At 59.4% G+C, this 18,323-nt stretch carries 15 protein-coding genes and 1 tRNA gene; 10 read left to right on the plus strand and 6 right to left on the minus strand.

The window, feature by feature from the left end; all coding sequences use genetic code 11:
* Positions 1 to 211: 211 nt before the first annotated feature.
* Entirely contained in the window at positions 212 to 442 is a 231-nt protein-coding gene (locus CAG47_RS14970; protein ID WP_085725634.1) for a hypothetical protein, read from the plus strand.
* Positions 443 to 487: 45 nt separating this feature from the next.
* Positions 488 to 937: a VOC family protein gene (locus tag CAG47_RS14975; protein WP_085725635.1), complete on the plus strand. Its 450-nt coding sequence runs from the start codon at positions 488 to 490 to the stop codon at positions 935 to 937.
* Between the two features lie 15 nt (positions 938 to 952).
* On the opposite strand, the gene CAG47_RS14980 is transcribed toward CAG47_RS14975, so the two are convergent.
* Together CAG47_RS14980 and CAG47_RS14985 are read right to left on the minus strand one after the other, a co-directional pair.
* Positions 953 to 2,092: a response regulator gene (locus CAG47_RS14980; RefSeq protein WP_256577442.1), complete on the minus strand. Its 1,140-nt coding sequence runs from the start codon at positions 2,090 to 2,092 to the stop codon at positions 953 to 955.
* Positions 2,093 to 2,135: 43 nt separating this feature from the next.
* Entirely contained in the window at positions 2,136 to 6,998 is a 4,863-nt protein-coding gene (locus CAG47_RS14985; RefSeq protein WP_085725637.1) for a HAMP domain-containing protein, read from the minus strand.
* Positions 6,999 to 7,306: 308 nt separating this feature from the next.
* Here CAG47_RS14985 and CAG47_RS14990 point away from each other — a divergent pair, with 308 nt between their 5' ends.
* The 6 genes from CAG47_RS14990 (at position 7,307) to CAG47_RS15015 (ending at position 13,168) form a co-directional block, all read left to right on the plus strand.
* Entirely contained in the window at positions 7,307 to 7,948 is a 642-nt protein-coding gene (locus CAG47_RS14990; RefSeq protein WP_085725638.1) for a response regulator transcription factor, read from the plus strand.
* A gap of 190 nt (positions 7,949 to 8,138) precedes the next feature.
* Positions 8,139 to 8,648, plus strand: coding sequence for a response regulator (locus CAG47_RS14995; RefSeq protein ID WP_085725639.1), 510 nt, complete (start codon positions 8,139 to 8,141; stop codon positions 8,646 to 8,648).
* Between the two features lie 157 nt (positions 8,649 to 8,805).
* Complete coding sequence (locus tag CAG47_RS15000; protein ID WP_085725640.1) at positions 8,806 to 9,105, plus strand: hypothetical protein; 300 nt, start codon at positions 8,806 to 8,808, stop codon at positions 9,103 to 9,105.
* A gap of 573 nt (positions 9,106 to 9,678) precedes the next feature.
* Positions 9,679 to 12,240, plus strand: coding sequence for a nitrite reductase large subunit NirB (gene nirB, locus CAG47_RS15005; RefSeq protein WP_085725641.1), 2,562 nt, complete (start codon positions 9,679 to 9,681; stop codon positions 12,238 to 12,240).
* Positions 12,240 to 12,626, plus strand: coding sequence for a nitrite reductase small subunit NirD (gene nirD / locus CAG47_RS15010; protein WP_085725642.1), 387 nt, complete (start codon positions 12,240 to 12,242; stop codon positions 12,624 to 12,626). Before nirB ends, nirD begins: the two co-directional genes overlap by 1 nt.
* A 101-nt stretch (positions 12,627 to 12,727) precedes the next feature.
* Positions 12,728 to 13,168, plus strand: coding sequence for a CBS domain-containing protein (locus CAG47_RS15015; RefSeq protein ID WP_085725643.1), 441 nt, complete (start codon positions 12,728 to 12,730; stop codon positions 13,166 to 13,168).
* A 154-nt stretch (positions 13,169 to 13,322) separates the two neighbouring features.
* Here CAG47_RS15015 and CAG47_RS15020 read toward each other — a convergent pair whose 3' ends face one another.
* Both CAG47_RS15020 and rsxC read right to left on the minus strand, forming a co-directional pair.
* Positions 13,323 to 14,297, minus strand: coding sequence for an RnfABCDGE type electron transport complex subunit D (locus CAG47_RS15020; protein ID WP_085725644.1), 975 nt, complete (start codon positions 14,295 to 14,297; stop codon positions 13,323 to 13,325).
* Complete coding sequence (gene rsxC, locus CAG47_RS15025; protein WP_085725645.1) at positions 14,294 to 15,694, minus strand: electron transport complex subunit RsxC; 1,401 nt, start codon at positions 15,692 to 15,694, stop codon at positions 14,294 to 14,296. The genes CAG47_RS15020 and rsxC overlap by 4 nt, the downstream gene beginning before the upstream one ends.
* 206 nt (positions 15,695 to 15,900) lie before the next feature.
* Here rsxC and CAG47_RS15030 point away from each other — a divergent pair, with 206 nt between their 5' ends.
* A complete protein-coding gene (locus tag CAG47_RS15030) occupies positions 15,901 to 16,914 on the plus strand; it encodes an FAD:protein FMN transferase (RefSeq protein WP_085725646.1) in 1,014 nt (337 codons plus the stop codon).
* Positions 16,915 to 17,017: 103 nt separating this feature from the next.
* Here the strand turns inward: CAG47_RS15030 and CAG47_RS15035 are convergent.
* Positions 17,018 to 17,105 (minus strand) — tRNA-Ser (locus CAG47_RS15035).
* A gap of 124 nt (positions 17,106 to 17,229) precedes the next feature.
* On the opposite strand from CAG47_RS15035, the gene CAG47_RS15040 reads away from it, so the two are divergent.
* Positions 17,230 to 17,901 (plus strand): Bax inhibitor-1/YccA family protein, encoded by a 672-nt coding sequence (locus CAG47_RS15040; RefSeq protein WP_085725647.1) that lies wholly within the window; start codon positions 17,230 to 17,232, stop codon positions 17,899 to 17,901.
* Positions 17,902 to 17,961: 60 nt separating this feature from the next.
* On the opposite strand, the gene CAG47_RS15045 is transcribed toward CAG47_RS15040, so the two are convergent.
* Positions 17,962 to 18,291, minus strand: a complete 330-nt coding sequence (locus CAG47_RS15045) for a YceK/YidQ family lipoprotein (RefSeq protein ID WP_085725648.1) — start codon at positions 18,289 to 18,291, stop codon at positions 17,962 to 17,964.
* Positions 18,292 to 18,323: the final 32 nt, after the last annotated feature.

The raw sequence follows: 18,323 nt of genomic DNA on the forward strand, positions 1-18,323 counted from the left end.
TGAGAAGTGAAGAGGCGCCCGCTTTCATGGGGTCTGCGCCTCTTGTCTGTCTTTGCTGGCGGGCAGTGTTCGAGCAGTGACGGCTGCTCGTCGGGGCTCCATCGCCGAGCCGCGGTCCTTAAACCCAACTCCGCAACGCCATCCGTCTATCGCAATGAACGAGCATTTGCCGTCGCCCTCTACTGAACAAAGACGACGGAGCGATGCAGTCATGTACAGCGAAGCGAAAATGCTGGCCTTCGGCAAATGGCACGAACTTTTGACGGATCCCGAAATCCTGATAGGTGCGCAAGAACGATATGACGAGTTGCTCAAGCTGGCTGACGACTTTCGATGTCGAGGCGTCATCGACAGGTCAGAGCGCAACACACTGATCGAAATTGCGACGGCGGCCTACACACGATCAGTAGCCGACCTTTCAACGAGGGACGCTGGATCTTGACGATGGCCCGGTTCATTTCGTCGTCCAAGACGCCGAGGAGAGATCATGACGGTCAAGCGTATGGATAACATCGGTATCGTTGTCGAAGACATCGATGCCGCCATTGAATTCTTTACCGAGCTGGGGCTTGAGTTCGAGGGACGCGCTCCAATCGAAGGTGACTGGGCAGATGGTGTCACTGGATTGCGCGGCATGCGCGTCGAGATTGCCATGATGCGTACGCCGGACAGTTACAGCCGCCTCGAGTTGTCCCGATTCCTCGCACCACCTGTGGTCGCCGACCACCGAAGCGCCCCGGTGAACGCGCTCGGCTACCTGCGCGTCATGTTCACCGTGGAGGACATCGACGACACGCTCGCCAGGCTCAAAAAGCGCGGCGCGGAGCTCGTCGGCAAAGTGGCCCGGTACGAAGACATGTATCGTCTGTGTTACATCCGCGGTCCCGAAGGAATTCTCATCGGACTTGCCCAGGAGCTGGGGCCGCGGGCTTCTTGATCCTGGAAACCCAAGTCAGTCGAGTGGCAGCGATATCGTCAATCTCGTTCCTTTGTCCGGTGCGCTGTCGATCGTCAATTCCCCGCCCAGCATGCTGATGCGTTCCTTCATCCCCACCAACCCGAACGAGTTCAATTTTTTGCGATCCGTCATGCCAATGCCATTGTCTTCGATCTGCAGGTAAAGCCGGTGATCCTCCTTGTAGAGTTCGACATGCACCTGTGTCGCTTGTGCGTGCCGGGCAATATTCGACAGCGATTCCTGCACGATGCGGAACAGCGTCGTGGCGGACTTTTCATTCAGATCGCAACGGTAATTCTGCTCTTTCACCGACATCGTGCAATCGATCGCGCTGCGCTGCCGGAACTCTTCAAGCTGCCACTCGATCGCGGCCTGCAATCCCAGATCGAGTACGGGCGGCCGAAGATCATTGATGATGCTGCGGACGCTGCGGATGGCTGTATCGAGATGGTTCAGGGCATCGCTGGCCTTTTCATTGAGCCTGGGGTGCATGGCACTGGTGCGCGCCTGCAGCATGGAAACATCCATTCGCAACGCCAGCAGACTCTGTCCCAGTTCGTCATGGATGTCGCGTGCGATCCGCTTTCGCTCTTCTTCCTTGATGTGTTCCTGATAAGAGGCCAGTTCACGCAGCAGCCGCTTCGATTGCAGCAATTCTTCGGCCTGCATCGTCAATTTGCGCTGCAGGTAGAACAGGTCGACAAACACCCGGATCTTGGCGCGAAGAACCTCGGCCACGATCGGCGAGAAGATGTAATCCACTGCGCCGGACGTATAACCGTGGAAACGCTCGGAATCCGTATCGGCCTCAGCCGTGACGAAGATGATGGGCGTGTGGGCCGACTTCGGACGGCCGTGTATGAGTGCCGCGGTTTCAAAACCGTCCATCACCGGCATTTTCACATCGAGCAGAATGACGGCGAAGTCGCGCTGCAACAGCAGGCGCAGTGCCTCGCGACCGGAAGTCGCCATGGCAGTATCGAGGCCCATGTCGGCAATCACCGCGGCAAGCGCCGCAAGCTTGGCGGGATTGTCATCCACCAGCAACACGGGGGCTGGCACGCCATCGGGCGGGAGCGGTTGCCGCACCTGGGCTCTTTCTTTGAATACCGGGGGTTCCTGCTGCATATTCATGTCACTTCGGTTAGAACTGTCGCGCAATCAGCGCGGTACAGCGTCATCGATAGAGCCATTTGCGCATCAGTGACAGCAACTGGTCGGTATCCACCGGCTTGCTGACATAGTCCGATGCTCCTGCCTCGATGCACTTTTCACGGTCACCCATCATCGCCTTGGCTGTCAGCGCAATCATGGGCAGGGTTTCAAATCTTTTGAATGTACGAATCTGGCGCATGGTTTCAAAACCATCCATCTCCGGCATCATGATGTCCATCAGCACGATGTCGGTATCGGGCTGCTGCTGCAGCAGTTCTATGGCGGTTCGGCCGTTTTCGGCCGTGGCCACCAGCATTTTGTTGCACTCAAGCACGCTGGTCAGGGCAAAAATATTGCGCACGTCATCGTCGACCACCAGGGCCTTTTTACCCTCGAGACTGTCCGAACCCGCATAGAGTTTTTCCAGCATCCTGCGCTGGGTCGGTGTCAGCGTGGCTATGACGCGGTGGAGAAACAGCGCGGTTTCGTCGAGTATGCGCTCGGGGGATTGAACGGCCTTGATGACGCCCTTGCCGAGCAGTGTCCTGAAACGCTCGTGTTCCGGCCTGGTCAGTGTCTGCGCACCATAGACGACGATCGGCGATTCACGCATTGCGGGGTCTTCCTGCAACGCTTCGAGAAACCTGATGCCGGATGTGTCGGGCAGGTTGATATTGATTGCCATGCACTCGAAGCGTTTCGTTGCCAGTATCTTCAAGGCTTCAGCGCCGCTGCCGGCCGTTGCGATCTGCACATCGGAGTTGCCGAGCAGATCGAGGATGCGGGTGCGGCTCCCTTCGTCGCCGTCGATGAGCAGCAGATTCCTGGTCTTGCGCCCAGCGAATGCCACGATTGCGACCAGCGCATTTTGAATCTCGTCGGCTGTGACCGGCTTGAGCAGATAGTCGAAAGCGCCATAGCGCAGCCCGCGTGTGTGGTCGTCGGCGATCGAGATGATCTGGACCGGGATGTGACGCGTGGCGAAATTTCGCTTCAACTGCTCGAGTAGCGACCAACCGTCGGTGTCCGTCAGGCCCGGGTCCAGCGTGATCGCGGCGGGTTTGAAACGCTCGACAAGCTCCAGCGCATCCGAGCCACGAGTCGTGACGATGGCCCTGAACCCCTTATGGCGCGCGGCTTCGAGCAGAATGCTGGCGAATCGGGCGTCGCCCTCGAGCATCAGCAGCACCTGGTCCCCGGGTTGGACAGACTCGCGGTCGTCGAGTATCTGTACAGGCAGGTCTGGCACAGGATCGCGCTTGCCTTGGCCCGGCACCGTCTCTGTCGCTGATTCGTCCAGCGTTTGACGCAGGGCATCCCGTGCATGCAAGGGCACGTACAGCGCGAAAGTGCTGCCCTTGCCGATCTCACCGGGGATCAGCCGCAGCTCACCGCCCAGCCGATGCGCGAGCTCGCGGCTGATCGACAGGCCGAGGCCGGTGCCGCCGTATTTGCGTGAGGTTCCGGTATCTGCTTGCTGGAATGCCTCGAAGATAAGCTTCTGTTTGTCGGCCGCTACGCCAATGCCGGTGTCGGTGACCACGAAGGCGATCACCGCATCGGTGCGATTGAGTTCGGTGTGATCCACGCTCCACCCGGACACAGCGGGTTCGATGCTGATCTTGACACTGCCTTGCTCAGTGAATTTGAAGGCGTTGGACAGCAGGTTCTTGACCACCTGCAGCAGGCGCTTTTCGTCGGTCCAGATGACGGGGGGCAGGGTAGGCGCCAGTTCAATCGTGAAGTCCAGGCCTCGGCTTTCGGCGACCGGCCGGAAGGTGCGTTCGATCTGGTGGTGCAGATCGGCGAACAGCGCTTCATTCAGATGCAGTGTGACCGTACCCGACTCGATCTTGGACAGATAGAGAATCTCGTCGATCAGTTCCAGCAGGTCTTTGCCCGCGCTACGGATGGTCCTGGCATATTCGACCTGCCTGGGGGTGAGATTGTGTTCCGCGTTGTCGCTGAGCTGCCGGGCCAGGATCAGCAAGCTGTTCAATGGCGTTCTGAGCTCATGGGACATACTGGAGAGGAATTCGGACTTGTACTTGGAGGTCAGCATCAGTTGTTCCGCCTTCTCCTCCAGCGACAGCTTGGTGATTTCGACTTCGCGGTTCTTGCGCTCGACTTCGGCTTTCTGCTCTGCCAGCAGTCCAGCCTTGTCCTCCAGCTCCTCGTTGGTCTGTCTCAATTCTTCCTGTTGCCTTTGCAGCTCCTGCGCCAGCGATTGCGACTGCTTGAGCAGTTCTTCGGTACGCATGTTGGCTTCGATCGTGTTGAGCAGGATCCCAATCGATTCAGCCAGTTGATCAAGGAAGGTTTGATGAATGACGTTGTAGCGCGTGAACGACGCCAATTCGACGACGGCCTTGACCTTGCTCTCGAACAGGATCGGCAACACGATGATATTCAGCGGGGCGGCCGCACCCAGCCCCGATGAAATCGCGACGTAACTTGCGGGTACATCGGTCAGCAGGATGCGCCGCTTTTCATAAGCGCATTGCCCGACCAGGCCCTCGCCGAGCCGCCACTCATCGTTCACATTGATGTTTCCCTTGTACGCATAAGCCGATAGCAGTTTGAGCTTCGGAGCATCGGGTGGGTTCTCGTTCATCATGTAGAACACACCGTGCTGGGCGTTGATCAGTGGAGCCAGTTCTGACAGCACCATCTTGGAGACTGCCTCCAGATCGCGCTGGCCCTGCAGCAGGCGGGTAAATTTCGCGAGATTGGTCTTGAGCCAATCCTGTTCAGCGTTTTGCCGCGTGGTTTCCCGCAGGTTGCGGATCATCTCGTTGACGTTGTCCTTCAGCTCCGCCACTTCACCCTTTGCCTCCACCTCCACGTAACGCGTCAGATCGCCCTTGGTCACGGCAGTCGCCACATCGGCAATGGCGCGCACCTGATTGGTCAGGTTGGCCGCCAGACCGTTCACGTTGTCGGTCAGATCGCGCCAGGTGCCAGCGGCACCCGGCACGTTGGCCTGGCCGCCCAGCTTGCCCTCGACGCCCACTTCGCGCGCCACGGAGGTCACCTGATCGGAGAACAGCGCCAGCGTATCGGTCATACCGTTGATGGTGTCGGCCAGTTCGGCGATCTCGCCCTTGGCCTGCAGTGTCAGTTTCTTCTTCATGTCGCCGTTGGCTACCGCGGTCACCACTTTCGCGATGCCTCGCACCTGGCTGGTCAGATTGGCCGCCATGAAGTTCACGTTTTCGGTCAAATCCTTCCAGGTGCCGGACACGCCTTGCACCTGTGCCTGTCCCCCGAGCTTTCCTTCGGTGCCGACTTCGCGCGCTACCCGCGTCACTTCGGCGGCAAAGCTATTGAGCTGGTCCACCATGGTGTTGATGGTGTTCTTCAGCTCCATGATTTCGCCCCTGGCTTCCACGGTAATCTTGCGCCCCAGATCGCCTTTGGCCACCGCCGTGGTCACATCGGCGATGTTGCGTACCTGATTGGTCAGGTTGGCCGCCATGCTGTTGACCGAGTCGGTCAAGTCTTTCCAGGTTCCACCGACACCCGCCACCTTGGCCTGACCGCCGAGCTTGCCGTCAGTCCCCACTTCCCGCGCCATGCGGGTCACTTCGTCGGCAAAGGTCGAGAGTTGGTCCACCATGGTGTTGATGGTTTCCTTGAGTTGGAGCACTTCACCTTGCGCTGCGGCTGTGATCTTGTGCGACAGGTCGCCGTTGGCCACCGCCGTCGTCACGTCGGCAATGTTGCGCACCTGGGTGGTCAGGTTGGCCGCCATGCCGTTGACCGAATTGGTCAAGTCCTTCCAGGTGCCGGACACGCCGGTCACTTCGGCCTGTCCGCCCAGTTTGCCCTCGGTACCGACCTCCAGCGCAACGCGGGTCACCTCTGCGGCGAAGCTCGAGAGTTGGTCGACCATCGTGTTGATGGTGTTTTTCAGTTCGAGAATCTCGCCCTTGGCTTCAACGGTAATTTTCTTGCCGAGGTCGCCGCGCGCCACTGCCGTCGTCACCTGTGCCAGGTTGCGCACCTGGGTGGTCAGGTTGGCCGCCATGCCGTTGACCGATTCGGTCAGGTCGCGCCAGGTGCCGGATACGTCGCGCACTTCCGCCTGACCGCCCAACTTGCCTTCGGTACCGACCTCCAGCGCCACGCGGGTCACCTCCGCGGCGAAGCTCGAGAGCTGGCCGACCATCGTGTTGATGGTGTTTTTCAGCTCGAGAATCTCACCCCTGACTTCCACGGTAATCGTCTTGCCCAGATCGCCGTTGGCCACCGCGGTCGTCACGTAAGCGATGTTGCGCATCTGGGTGGTCAGATTGGCGGCCATGTCATTGACGGAGTCGGTCAGGTCTTTCCAGGTGCCGGACACCCCTTTGACATTGGCCTGCCCGCCGAGAATCCCTTCGGTGCCGACTTCGCGCGCCACGCGGGTCACCTCGGAGGCGAAGGAGCCCAGTCGCGTGACCATGGTGTTGACGATCTCGGCGGATTTGAGGAACTGGCCCCGGAGTTTCAGGCCGTCGAGCACGGGCGGGACCTGCTGGCTCAGATTACCCTCGGCAACCGAACCGACAACGCGAATGATCTCGTTCATCGGGCGGATGAGGTCGCTGGTGAGCGTATTGCTCGAGTTGACGATCTTTTGCCATGAGCCTTTCATCATTGGCAATTCGATACGTTCGTCGACCTTGCCCTGCTTGCCGATCAGCCGCGCCACGCGTTCGAATTCGGTGGTGGTGTCGGCTGCCATGTCGATGATTTCATTGAGTGTGTCGGCGATCTTGCCCGGCACGCCGGTCCAGTCTTGCGGCATACGCGTGGTGAAGTCACCTTTGCGCAAGGACTTCAGCGCTGCCAGCAACGTATTCATGTCGAAATCTTCGATCGGTGTCGTCACTGTGGCCATGTCTATGTCCAGTCAGGTTTGATGCCACGCGCAAGGCGTCATGCAGGAGCCAGCATTGCAGTATTGACCCTGCTGAAAACCGAGCGTTGCGTTACGAAATATTAGCAAGGTTGGCGCGATGCCCCTGATCCTGAGACAAAAGTGCGAGTGCGCTACGGGACTGCTAACGTCAAGCTCTGCAGTAGATTCCATGGCTTGCTGGCCACTGGCCGCAGGGTTAGGGTGGGAATGCATGAGCGCGCTCCACCGTGTCGGCGGGCTCAACGTCATCTGTGCATCGAGACACGATACGACCAGGGCCTTGCGTGATGATTGATCGCAAAATCAGAGTCTTGCTGGTAGATGATCACAGCATCGTGCGCAGCGGCGTGCGACGCATGCTGGAGACTGCCAGCGAGATCGACGTAACGGGTGAGGCCGGGACGGCGCAAGACGCAATGCTGCTGGTCCGGGAGCAGGATTTCGACGTGGCGCTGGTCGATATTCAACTGCCCGACAAGACCGGCCTCCAACTCCTCAAGCTCATGCGTGCGGAAAAGCCCAGGCTCGCGGTTCTGATGTTGAGCATGCATTCGGTCGAGGCCTATGCGTTACGCGCAATCAAGCTGGGTGCTGCGGGGTACCTCACCAAAGATATTTCCGCCGCCACCCTGGTTGCGGCAGTTCGCAAGGTGGCCTCGGGCGGCAAGCATGTCAGTCCTGAGCTGGCAGAAAAGCTGGTGAACGTTATCGGCAAAGGCGATGCGGCCCCCCACGAAGCGCTATCCGACCGGGAGCTTGAAGTGCTGAAGCTCCTGGCTTCAGGCGAGAAAATCGTTCGCATCGCTCAGATATTGCACTTGAGCCCGAGTACCGTCACGACGTACCGGGCACGCATCCTGGAAAAAACAGGGCTGGACAGCAACGCGAAACTGGCCCGCTATGCACTCGAAAACGGCCTGTTGACCTAGAGCGCCCAGCCTGCTTGTAGTGGAACCACTACAAGCGCTTGGCCGATATCTCTACAAAGAAGTCCCGCTAACGTCGATAGTGGGATCTGTTGCACTTAAGCATATTTACCTCTCGAAAAATGTCGTCCGCTGAATGGAGTTGTCTTCGTCAGTGTGTTGTACCGCCATGTCATGTATGAGAGGTGAAGTCATGCAGGTCACCCACACAGAACCATTGAGGGCACTGATGCCTGCCAGAGATACAGGCTCTTTGCGTCTGTTTATCGTTGAGGATTCCAACGCCGTGCCAGCGCTGTGGCGCACGGTGTTGCCACGGATCACCGGCCTGTCACTTGCCGGGATGTTCCACCGCGCAACGGCCGCGATCGTCGCCATCCGGCGTGAACCGCCCGATGTCGTCCTGCTGGACGTCAACCTCGGCGACGGTCAGGGCATGGAAGTATTGCGTCTGGTCGCAGCCGAGTATCCGCTGACAAAAGTCATAGTGGTCAGCAATCGCGCCGAACCGACACATTGGAAGTACTTCACAAAAGCGGGAGCCTACGCCTTCTACGACAAGAACCGTGAACTGGCCATCATGTGCCGCATGTTGGAGCGTTTGGCCAAGTTCTTGTTACCCGAGGATTTTTCCTGCTGGCAATCATCCCCCAATGGGAGCAGTACCCCATGGAACCAATCGGTAAAGAACACGACTTTCTAGCCGTGCTGCAGCCGCTTGAACGTTCTCGACTGCTTCAGGATATGCATATGGGAGCAAGTTGCCCGAGTCAGAAAAGACGCTGAATCGATATTCGCAAGTTGAGCGCGAAGTGTGCGCTGCATTCTTGTTGAATCAATGTTCCAACTGGAGAAAAACCATGATGATCGGCTATTGGTTGTGCGCGTTGCTGTGGGGTTTTGTACTGCTGGAGGAAATACAATGCATACCCCCTCAAGAATGGAAAGACGAGGGTCTGAAAAAGGTTCTGTTGCTGCGCCGGACCAGAAACCGGACCAATTACTTTTTGGCGCTGATCGCGGGGGCCTTGTGCCTTTACAGCGAAATCCTGGTGGCACCGGCCGATCAGAGCATTTTCAGTCCTGAGCTGATACTCGCCCTGGGTGGTGTTCTTTGGGGGGCCTATCTTTCCGTAGTCTGCATGAAGGGGAAGCGATAGGTGCCTGTCTCCATGACTACTTCGGGTAATTGATAGTTCACTATCCTCGGCCGGCGGGGGAAGTTCCCCCCGGTCAGGCGTTTGACTGAGCACTTGGTATTCTGGTTTTGGCTGAGGATGCACTTTTATAAGGCGCTACGCGTAACAACGTGCACCAGTCGGAAGCGCAGCAAAGCGCTTTCGCCTGCGGTAGCTCCAGTGTCTCGAATGCTTGCCCTTATCGATTCACCTTTCCTGCAAGTCAGCCCTCGCTTGCCCAAACGTGCCTGCACAGCAATCCCCGTGACAATCCCCTTCGCTCAAGAGTCAGTGTTTGCAGAGTGTTGAAGTCTCTCTGTGGCTGACTGGCACAAAGGCTGCAAGGCTGACATCAGGTCCACCCGGAACGCATTCGTGTGGACAGCCCCCTCGGTCAACGACGATCGATTGGCCGAACAGGTCGTGGGCAGCATCGGTGAATCAGGCGTGGGAGTCTGGTTTCTACACCGCAAAAGAACAGGCAAAGACGCCTGGAACCGCAAGGTTTCAGGCGTTTTTTTTTGCTTTTAAAACCGCTCGGGCTGGGTGCTTTCTATGAAATCCAATGTTGCCACGTTGAACAAGATGCAAACGCTGATCGTGATCGGTAACGGCATGGTCGGACATCATTGTGTCGAACAACTGATCGAGCGGGGAGCGCTTGAGCATTACCGGCTGCACGTGTTCAGTGAAGAGCCGATGCGCGCCTATGACCGTGTGCATCTTTCCGAGTACTTCTCCGGTCGTGATGCCGAGTCGCTGGCGCTGTCCGATGCGTCGCTCTACCAGACGCCCGGCGTTACCCTGCATTTGGGTGTGCCGGTGGTGGAAATCGACCGTGCCCATTGCCAGGTGGTCACCTCGCAAGGCAGTTTCACGTACGACAAATTGGTCCTGGCCACCGGTTCTTATCCGTTTGTCCCACCCATCGAAGGCGCCGAAGGTGAATCGCGTCTGGTCTATCGCACCCTGGAAGACCTCGACGCCATTCGGGCCGCGGCGGCCAATGCCCGGCGCGGCGTGGTGGTCGGCGGTGGCTTGCTGGGCCTGGAAGCCGCGAACGCGTTGAAGAGCCTGGGCCTTGAAGCCCACGTGGTGGAATTCGCACCGCGCTTGATGCCGGTACAACTGGATGACCTCGGTGGCCAGGCGCTCAAGGCGCAGATCGAACGATTGGGCGTCGGTGTACACCTGTCCCGCGCCACTCAATCGATCAGCGTTGGCGAGCAGTACCGCTATCGCATGAACTTCGCCAATGACGAATTCCTCGAAACCGATCTGATCGTGTTTTCCGCCGGTATCCGCGCCCAAGACGCGCTGGCACGCCAATGCGCGCTGGAGATCGGTCCGCGCGGTGGCGTGGTGATCGATGACACGTGCCTGAGTTGCGACCCGAACATTTACGCCATCGGTGAATGCGCTTCATGGAACGGCAGCCTGTTCGGCCTGGTGGCGCCGGGCTACCAGATGGCGCGCAGCGTCGCGGCCCGTCTGTGCAACGAAGTCGCCGAGCCGTTCAGCGGTGCCGACATGTCGACCAAGCTCAAGTTGCTGGGGGTGGATGTCGGCTCCATTGGCGACGCCCACGGCAATACCCCGGGCGCGCGCAGCTATCAATTCATCGACGAAACCAGCGCCAGCTATCGCCGCCTGGTGGTGGATGCGAGTGGCAAGCGGGTCCTCGGTGCAGTGCTGGTCGGTGACAACAGCTATTACGACACCTTGCTGCAATACATGCAGAACGGCATCGTCCTGCCAGCAGAACCCGCCAGCCTGATCCTGCCGTCCTCTGAAGGCGCGCCGACCCTGGGCCCGGGTGCGCTGCCCGAATCGGCTACGGTGTGTTCATGTCATAACGTCACCAAGGGCTCCATTTGTTCGGCCATCGATGGCGGTTGCACCGACCTGGGCCAGCTCAAGTCGCAGACCAAGGCCTGTACCGGCTGCGGCGGTTGCGCCGGCTTGCTCAAGCAAGTGTTCGAGCATGAGCTGATTGCCCGTGGCGTCAGTGTCGACAAGAGCCTGTGCGAACACTTCGCCTACACCCGCCAGGAGCTGTATGCGCTGGTGCGGGTAGAAGGGGTGATCACCTTCGACGAACTGTTGGCCAAACATGGCCGTGGCCACACTGGTTGCGACGTCTGCAAACCGGCGGTGGGCTCGATCCTTGCCTCGTGCTGGAACCAGCCGATCATGGATACGTCGCTGGTGCCGTTGCAGGACACCAACGATACCTTCATGGCCAACATGCAGAAAAACGGCACTTATTCGGTGGTGCCACGCATTCCCGGTGGCGAGATCACGGCTGACAAGCTGATCGCGATTGGCGTGGTGGCGAAGAAATACGACCTTTACACAAAAATCACCGGCGGCCAGCGCATCGACCTGTTCGGCGCTCAGTTGCATCAGTTGCCGGACATCTGGGCCGAGCTGATTGCAGCGGGTTTCGAAACCGGGCACGCCTACGGCAAATCGACCCGGACGGTGAAATCCTGCGTCGGCAGCACCTGGTGCCGTTACGGCGTACAGGACAGCGTGCAAATGGCCCTGACCCTCGAGGATCGCTACAAGGGCCTGCGTTCACCGCACAAGCTCAAGTTCGCGGTTTCCGGTTGCACCCGTGAGTGCGCCGAGGCACAGAGCAAGGACGTGGGCGTGATCGCCACCGAGAAAGGCTGGAACCTCTATGTGTGCGGTAACGGCGGCATGCGCCCGCGCCACGCCGAGTTGTTCGCCACCGACCTCGATGACGCCACCCTGATTCGTTACATCGACCGTTTCCTGATGTTCTACATCCGCACCGCCGACAAGTTGCAGCGCACCTCGGTCTGGCGCGAGAGCCTGGAGGGCGGTCTGGATTACCTCAAGGACGTGGTCATCAACGACAGCCTGGGGCTTGGCTCCGAGCTCGAAGCGCAGATGCAACTGGTGGTCAACCGCTACGAATGCGAATGGGCCAACGCCCTTAAAGACCCGGAAAAACTCAAGCGCTTCCGCACGTTCGTCAACGATCAACGACCGGACCCGGACATCCATTTTGTCCAGGAACGCGGTCAGCGCCGGCCGATCATGGCCGCTGAACTCCACCTTATCCCCGTCATTGAGGAGATTGCCTGATGAGCCAGTCCGATACCCTGCGAGCCTGTTCCAATTCCTCCCTGGCCAATCCCCAAGCTTGGCAAACAGTGTGCAGCCAGGAGGATCTGGTGAGTAACTCCGGCGTCGTCGTCTGGCTCGACGGCGCACAAGTGGCACTGTTCTACCTGCCGGCTGCCGAAGGCCAGACCCTCTATGCCATCGACAATCATGACCCGCAATCCGGGGCGAATGTCATCGGTCGCGGACTGATCGGCAGCATCAAGGGCGATCTGGTGATTGCCTCGCCACTCTACAAACAGCATTTCCGCCTTGAGGACGGCAGTTGCCTGGAATATCCGCAGCAGCGCCTGCGGGTCTGGCCGGTGCGCTTGAACGCAGGCCAGGTGGAAGTCGCGGTGGCCTGACCCCATGGATTTCGCCGGCGTCCGGGCGCTCATTCAATGAATGATTCATGCCAGGTTCCGGCGGAGTCGATGATCAATGACAAACAGTATCGGAGGCTCGTATGAAAACAGCCGCACAACTGCTCAAGCTCAAGGCCGTGCAGAACCAGCGGGTACACAGCATCGCGCCAGACCAGATGGTGCTTGAAGCGTTGAAGCTGATGGCCGAAAAAAACGTCGGGGCTCTACCCGTCATGGAGGAGGGGCAGGTGGTCGGCGTTATCAGCGAACGCGACTATGCGCGCAAGGTCGTTCTACAGGGGCGTTCTTCGGTCGGTACGCCGGTGCGGGCCATCATGAGCGCGCCCGTCGTCACGGCAGACAGTCAGCAGAGCATCGAGCGTTGCATGGCGGTCATGACCGACAGCCATCTGCGCCATCTACCGGTGGTGGAGGGCGACCAACTGATTGGCCTGTTGTCGATCGGCGATCTGGTCAAAGAAGCCATCGTCGAGCAGGCCGAACTGATCCGGCAACTGGAACACTATATTCGCGGACATTAAAACGACCAGGGCAGGGGGCGAAGTGTGGGCTGGCAGCTTTTTTCTAAGCCCCGGAAACGACAAAGCCCTGAATAATCAGGGCTTTGCCAGCTGCCCGGCACGGACAGCCGTTTTTCGCCAGCGAGTATGGGGGGACCCGCCGAAAATGCCTGGACTACCCGCTGTGCACGCTCTGAGCGGCAGGCCTTCTTACGTACCAGGGGCGCTGTATGCGCAGCACCAACCGGTCGAACTGCGGCACCAGCAGATTGGCGGCCAGCACGGCGAAGCACAGACCATCGGCATAAAGCCCGAATTCGCGAATCAATTCAGTCACCGCGCCAATGGCGGCGGCGAAGAGGATGCGACCGGTGCGTGTATCGGGACTGGTGACCGGATCGGTGGCGATGAAGAAGGCGGTGAAGAGAAGGCCACCGAGACTGAGGTTGTACACGGCTTCTTGCAGGCTGTGGCCGGCTGCCATGCACAGCAATACTGTGCTCGTGAGCATCGCCAGCGGAATCTCGATCCGGATCACCCGCAGGGCTGCCAGTATCAAACCGCTGGCAATGTAGCCGTACCCCGACAGATTGGGGGTGATCAGTGTGAACTGGTTCTTGGCCAGCTGGGTCGCGCCGGCGAACGCATCGAGTTCAAGGCGTGGCGCCAGTTGTAACTGCTGTAGAAGAACCGCCTTGGCGTCCAGGGTGAGCGTCCAGGGGGCATAGTTCGAAGGCGCAGGGTACAACTGCTGGTAGAAGCAGATTGCGATGATCCCCAGGCCGACCATGGCGGGGTTGAGGCGGTTGCGACCCAGGCCGCCACTGCCGTGTTTACACAGTGCGAGCGCGGCAAAACTGGCCACGGTGATCATCCACAGCGGCACCATCAGCGGCAATGCCCGAGCCAGTATCAGGCCCAGCACCAGCCAGCTCAGGTCGCTCAAACCCTCGCGGACATTACGTCCGCGCAGGCGCAGCAGGCCGGCTTCGAAGCCCAGGGCGAGCAGCACGCACCAGAAGGTCTGCATCCAGACCACGATGCCGAATTGCCAGGCGTACAGGGCGGTGCCCGGCAGGAGGCACAGGCTGACCAGCAGCATGATTGTGCGCAGCGGTCGGTGCGCAGCAGGACGGAGTATCAGGCTCATGCACGCAGCTCCGCTTTGCTCTGGCGGAAACGTTCGCGCAGCGGGATATGGCTCGGGCAGGTGCTGCTGCAGCTGCCGCATTCGATACAGGCATCCAATCGCAGTTCCTGCAGGCTGGCCTTGTCATGGCGTTCGGCAGCAACGTAGAGATCCAGCGGTCTGAGCGACATCGGGCAGACATCCACACAGCGCGTGCAGCGAACGCAACTGCCTGCGGGCTGAGTCGCCGGCAAGTAACGCTCGGCGCCGAATATCAGGCAACTACTGGTCTTGCTGATGACAGCGGCAGGGTCCGGTAACGGCTGGCCCATCATCGGCCCGCCAACCTGGGTGAACTGGCCTTCGGGGGCCGCGCCAGCCACTGCGCGCAGTGCGCTGACCGGGTAACCCACCGGCACCAGGAAATTGCCCGGGCGCTCGCAGTCCCCGGTCAGCGTCAGCACGCGTCTTACCAGTGGTTCGCCGTGGAAGACGGCCCGGCCCAGTGCGTAGAGCGTCGCGACATTCAGCGCCAGTACGCCGATATCGGCGGGCAGGGTCCCTGGCGCCAGGTTGCGGCCGCTAAGGCTCTTGATCATCAACGGCTGCCCCCCTGCCGGGTAGCGCGCCGGTAGCGGACAGATCTCGACCCGGGTGCGCGCCCGGCGAGCGGCGGCGCGTAACGTGGCCATCGCCTCAGGTTTGTTGGTTTCGATACCGAAGCGGGTCTGCGTTACTCCCATCAGTGCGGCGACATAGTCGGCGGTCTCGATCAGTGCCTCGGCACGTTCGCGCATGAGACGGTCATCGCAGGTAAGGAAGGGCTCGCATTCGGCACCGTTGATCAGCAGAAGATCAGGCTGCCGGGCGCCGGCCAGCTTGAGGGCCGTCGGGAAGCCCGCCCCACCAAGGCCGACTATGCCCATCTGCAATGCGCGTTCGATCAGCGCCTCAGGCGTTTGCGGCAGCCCCGGCAATGGGCGCTCGATCCACTCATCCAGACCATCTGCGTTCAGAATGACGGCCATGACCGGCTCGGCCGAGTCGGCCGCGAAGGCGAGATCAATCCGTTCCACGATGCCGGAGGTGCTGGCATGTACCCAAGGGGTGTTGTCATCGCCAATACCGATCACTTCACCCTTGCGCACGTGCTGTCCAGGCTGCACGCAAGGCTGGACAGACCGGCGACCGCGCTCGAGCGGAATCGCCAGCTGTATGTTTGCGATCTCGACCGGAGCAACCGGCCTGGCGTTGGAAAGTTCTTTGTAGCCTCTGAGCTCAATCCCTCCGCGCCAACTACGCTGTGAGGATGAGTCGATGGTCAGCAGGCTGCGCCAGAAGGGTTTCTGTTGCGGCTGACGCTGGGCGCGGACGCGGCTCTGTATGCGTTCGGCGCTCTGCAAAGAATGGCTAGACATTTTCTGTCCTCCAATTTTTGGGCAAAAAACACCCCTGTGCGCCAATGCACATGATGTTTTTTTTGCTTCCAGGACGTTAAGCGAATAGGGAGGGGACAATGATCACCCGTGGAGATCAGAGCGCCCAACGAAGGCTTTGTTCAATTTTTGAACAAGATTGCTGATGAACGGTCGCTCATCCCACGGGATCAGAGAGGTATTGATTGATGCGTGCAAGCCTGCTGGTGATGCTGTTGACGTTGCTGTATGGCTGTGGCGAACGGATCGAGCGTGTTTCCGGACCGACCATGGGGAGCACTTACACGATCCAGTACGTACCCGCCGCGCAGACGCCCGATTCGCAGCGAGTAAAGACCGAAGTCGAGACGATACTCGGAGCGCTCGACCAGCAGTTCTCCAATTGGCGCGGCGACTCCGTGGTATCCCGCTTCAACGATCTGCCGGCCGGCGCCTGTCAGGCGTTGCCGGACGATATGCGTCGCCTGGTGGCGTACGGTGAGTCTCTGTCCCGCGAGAGTGGCGGGGCATTCGACCTGACGGTGCTGCCATTGATGAACCTCTGGGGCTTCGGTCCGAAGTCACGGGGGGAGCATTCGCCGGATGCTGGCGAGCTGGAACGGGAGGAGGCACGGGTAGGGCATCAGCACTTGCGCCTGGATGGCGAAAAGCTGTGCAAGGATGTGGCGGTACAACTGGATTTCGACAGCATAGTCGCCGGCTATGCGGTGGATCAGGTCAGCGACAGGCTTTCGGCCCTGGGCGTCCAGGCCTATCTGGTCGAGATCACCGGCGAACTCAAGGCAGTCGGCCACAAGCCGGACGGCTCGCCCTGGCGCATCGCCCTGGAGGTGCCGAGCGGTGGAAGCGAACAGCAAGTGGAGCGCGCCGTTGCACTGGATGGCTACGGCGTTTCCACTTCCGGCGACTATCGCAACTATTTCGAAGAAGGTGGCCAACGCTACTCGCACACCTTCGATCCACGTGTCGGCAGGCCGGTAAAGCACGCGCTGGCGGCAGTGACAGTGGTCGACCCTTCGGCGCTGCATGCCGATGGCTTGTCTACCCTGTTGATGGTGCTCGGCCCGGAGGAAGGCTATGCCTTCGCCGAGCGGCATGACATCGCTGCCTTTTTCATCATGCGACAGGGACAGAGTTTCGTTACCCGGGCGACACCGCGATTCGAGTCATTGTTTCCGGGGCAGGGCAAGACGAAGCAGTAGTTGTTGCCTGATCACGTAAAAGGCAAGGCGGAGGAACAAGTGGGGGAACAGAAATCACAGAAAGCAAAAAGGCCCCATGAAATGGGGCCTTTCGATACGAATTTGGCGGAAGCGTAGAGATTCGAACTCTAGGATAGTTGCCCATCGACGGTTTTCAAGACCGTTGCCTTAAACCACTCGGCCACGCTTCCAAACTGCTTTGCGGGCGCCATAATACCCGAATGAAACACACTGTCAAACTCTCTGCATAGCTTGTTACAGGGCGTCTGATATGATCTTTGCGACTGAACGTTTCAAACCAACAGGAGTGTCGCCATGCGCGAACAGGATTACGCAGTTAATAACAGCGTGCAGGCTGAGCAGCTAGAGGTTAGCCGCGTCCTGCGCAACACATACGGCTTGCTCGCCCTGACCCTGGCTTTCAGCGGTGTGACGGCCTACGTTGCCCAGCAGATGCGTGTTGGCTACCCGAACATTTTCGTGGTGCTGATCGGCTTCTACGGTCTTTTCTTCCTCACCAACAAACTCCGTGATTCGGCCTGGGGCCTGGTGTCGGCATTTGCCCTGACCGGATTCATGGGTTTCCTGCTTGGCCCGATCCTCAACCGCTACCTGGGTATGCAGGGCGGCGCTGAAGTGGTCAGCTCGGCGTTTGCGATGACGGCGCTGGTGTTCGGCGGCCTGTCGGCGTATGTGCTGATCACCCGCAAGGACATGAGCTTCCTCGGCGGTTTCATCACGGCAGGCTTCTTCGTGCTGCTGGGTGCGACGCTGGCGAGCTTCTTCTTCCAGATCAGCGGCCTGCAACTGGCGATCAGCGCAGGTTTCGTGCTGTTCTCCTCGGTCTGCATCCTGTTCCAGACCAGCGCCATCATTCATGGCGGCGAGCGTAACTACATCATGGCTACCATCAGCCTGTATGTATCGATCTACAACCTGTTCATCAGCCTGTTGCAGCTGTTTGGCATCATGGGTCGCGATGACTGATCAACGGCCCTGAAGTAAAAAACCCGCCAAGGCGGGTTTTTTATTACCTGAAATTCAGGGCTACTCGACAATGACAATGCTGCCATCGGCTTGCTGGCGGTAAATGGTATAGGGCAGCAGCAAGGTATCGAGAGCACCGGAGAGGACCACGTCAATCAGCACAACGGCAGGGGCGCTATCATGTACCTGCGCATCGCGGCCTTTTTCCAGGGGCGCGTTCAGCGTGCAAAAGTCGTAGGTCACGCCGCTGTAGATTCGTGGTACCGCGCCGCAATAACTCTTGTGGTCCTTGAGGCTTTTTGCGGCCACTTCGTCACCGCGCACAACCGTCTGAATCGTGCCGCAACCGGCAAGCAGTATCGCCGCCAGTAGCATTGCCTGAGTTTTCATGCCGTCAATCCTTCGCCGGAAACCGCCAAACT

Origin of the sequence: Pseudomonas sp. R37(2017), assembly GCF_002113375.1 — a bacterium.
Taxonomy (GTDB): domain Bacteria; phylum Pseudomonadota; class Gammaproteobacteria; order Pseudomonadales; family Pseudomonadaceae; genus Aquipseudomonas.